The sequence below is a fragment of the Variovorax sp. MHTC-1 genome, from assembly GCF_003984645.1.
Taxonomy (GTDB): domain Bacteria; phylum Pseudomonadota; class Gammaproteobacteria; order Burkholderiales; family Burkholderiaceae_C; genus Variovorax.
In genome coordinates this window covers 1-2,382 of record NZ_RWKI01000060.1, presented here as the reverse complement: position 1 = coordinate 2,382, position 2,382 = coordinate 1, and the positions used below count along the sequence as shown (strand labels likewise).

Below are 2,382 nucleotides of genomic sequence, written 5' to 3'. Positions count from 1 at the left end.
GCGGGCCAACACCCGTAGCCACCATCATCGACGGCATAGCCTTTGCAGTCCATCCGGATCATCTAGGTACTCCGCGACGCATCACAGCGGCCGATGGGCAAGTGCTCTGGCAGTGGGCGTATTCTGCGTTTGGGGATGAGGAGCCGACGGTCGCGGCGAAGCGGTTCACAAGCGCAACGACCAATCCCACAACAGGCATCACTGGCGCATCAGCAGTCACATACAACCTGCGCTACCCCGGGCAGTACGCGGACACGGAGAGTGGGCTGTTCTACAACTACTTCCGCAGCTACAGTTCGACTACAGGGCGATACACCCAGAGCGACCCCATCGGACTCGATGGGGGCTGGAATCGATTCGGCTACGTGGATGCGAACCCACTTAGCCTCGTTGACCCGGAGGGACTGCGCAGCCTCGGTCCTCCATCGTCGGGAGCGTACTATGCACGGGGAGTCCCGCCACGAACAATCCAACACAGCGATCTACCCACTCGGGCTGCCTATGAGGCCGCAGCCAGCATGATCCAGACTCCCAATCCTCCCTATCCGGGCGCGCCGCTGGATCTACCTTGTATTCAGTGGGATTGTTCCGGCCCGTCAGGCTGTAAACCCAATGACATTAAAAGCCCTACGGACTTTCTTCCGCCCGCGCGGACTACGGCGGAAACACCTCCTGGTTGTCGCTGCGTATCTGCTGGACGAGATCCGGCGTTCCAGTTGCCGTTTGATCCCAGTATCGATCCCTACACCAATGCGAACGAGGTACGGGACAACTGGCGCTCTGGCTCGAGACTGATCCGGCGATGAGGGGAATATTGTTCATAATCGGGTGCGCCTTGATCGCTATCGCGATGGGAGCCCAAGAGGGTGTGCCTACCCATAGCGGTGGCGTGAAATCGGCACTTCCATACCTTGCGTACTGGCTACTGAGTCCATTCCAAGAGTGGGGCGGGAAGTATCTTGTCGTGACAGTTGGAGCAGCATTGGTCGTGCTGTCCTTACTTCTACCCAAGAATTCAAGGGGCAGGTGATTAAAGACCGACTCGTGCGGCGTCATGGGTTGCGGCTGCGCTCATTGCCGCCGGGTCTCTGATGCCACGCCCGAGAATCATGATGACACGATGCTGAACTGGATGCGTTTGCTGCTGAGGACGAAACCGCGCCCGCCGCGGCCAGAAGTTGGCCCAGTGGAGAATCACTCATCGCCTCCTGCTGTGATCTCCATGGAAGGATTGGCCGACTTCCAACTTGTTCAGCATCTCGACTATTACGAAGGCTTTCCGCTGTTGAGGTGGAGCGAGGTCGAAATTTGGCTGAGTGGATTGGAGTCCCCGGCTGCGCAGGCTGCGGCATGGGAAGCCATGGAGAGAGGGTGGTTGCAGCACTTTCGAGAAGCACTAGGCCCGCAGTTTCTTCTTCGCGAATCGAAGACCGCGATGCTGCTTTCGTCGATGGAAGCGGGTGTAGCTGCGGCTACCCTCAGCTATATGGAGCGAACACTCCAGCGTGTGGCGTCCATCTTGAACGGTCTAGCACAGATCCCGCCATGGGGAAAAGACATCCTGATTGTCTTTGACGATGCTGAGAGCTACTACAGATACGTCTCACACTACTACCCCGATGCGGGTGAGTTCGCATTCAGCAGTGGCATGTACATCGATCGCGACAGTGCACATTTTGTCTCAGTCAAAACAGATTTGGGAGCCATCGAGCCCGTCATCGCTCATGAGATGACCCACGCCTGCCTCGCGCACTTGCCGCTCCCGTTGTGGCTGAACGAAGGCTTGGCGGTAAATGTCGAAAATCGGATCGCAGGAGGCTCGGCAGCGCAGCTAAGGGCGCGCGCCTTGAACAACAGGCACAAGGGCTTCTGGGGCCCTGAAGTAATTCAGGAGTTCTGGTCAGGCGAATCATTCGGTCGGACCGATGACGGAAGCATGCTTTCCTATGATCTCGCTCGACTGATCGTGGCGCAGTTTGCAAAGGACTGGCACACGTTCACGGGATTCGTGCTCCAGGCCGACGCAAAGGACGCAGGAGAAGTAGCGGCGCAGGAGCATCTGCATGTCAACCTTGGCGCGGTGGTCTGCGCACTCCTCGAAAAGGACTTTTCGTCGCAATGGGCGCCGAATCCGCCAAGGTGGCTTGGTCAAGCCAGCAAGGATCGTTCAAGCCAAAATTCGTACGGATAGCGCAGATCTACCTACCGGTGAGTCCCTGGCGATCTGTTGTAATCATCACGGCCGCGGCAATGGAGCTCTCGAGGACCAACCAGGACGGCGCGTCGCAAGTGTTGGCCTCGGCTCCCGCGGGGATGTCTGTTCTCTTCAGCCGAGGCAGCATCAACGTCTCCTTTCGAGCAGCGCGAACTTCCGCAACGGGC

Annotated in this window: 2 protein-coding genes; both read left to right on the top strand. The window is 58.3% G+C overall.

Annotated features, from left to right (window positions below; genetic code table 11):
* Positions 1 to 23 precede the first annotated feature (23 nt).
* Positions 24 to 806, top strand: a complete 783-nt coding sequence (locus EJI01_RS28150) for an RHS repeat-associated core domain-containing protein (RefSeq protein ID WP_221885740.1) — start codon at positions 24 to 26, stop codon at positions 804 to 806.
* 314 nt (positions 807 to 1,120) lie between these two features.
* Positions 1,121 to 2,191, top strand: coding sequence for a hypothetical protein (locus tag EJI01_RS28145; RefSeq protein ID WP_126840386.1), 1,071 nt, complete (start codon positions 1,121 to 1,123; stop codon positions 2,189 to 2,191).
* Positions 2,192 to 2,382: the final 191 nt, after the last annotated feature.

What these genes read in the sequence shown, in the direction of transcription:
- EJI01_RS28145 (WP_126840386.1), top strand. Translation starts at nt 1,121, where the DNA reads ATGCTGAACTGGATGCGTTTGCTGCTGAGGACGAAACCGCGCCCGCCG.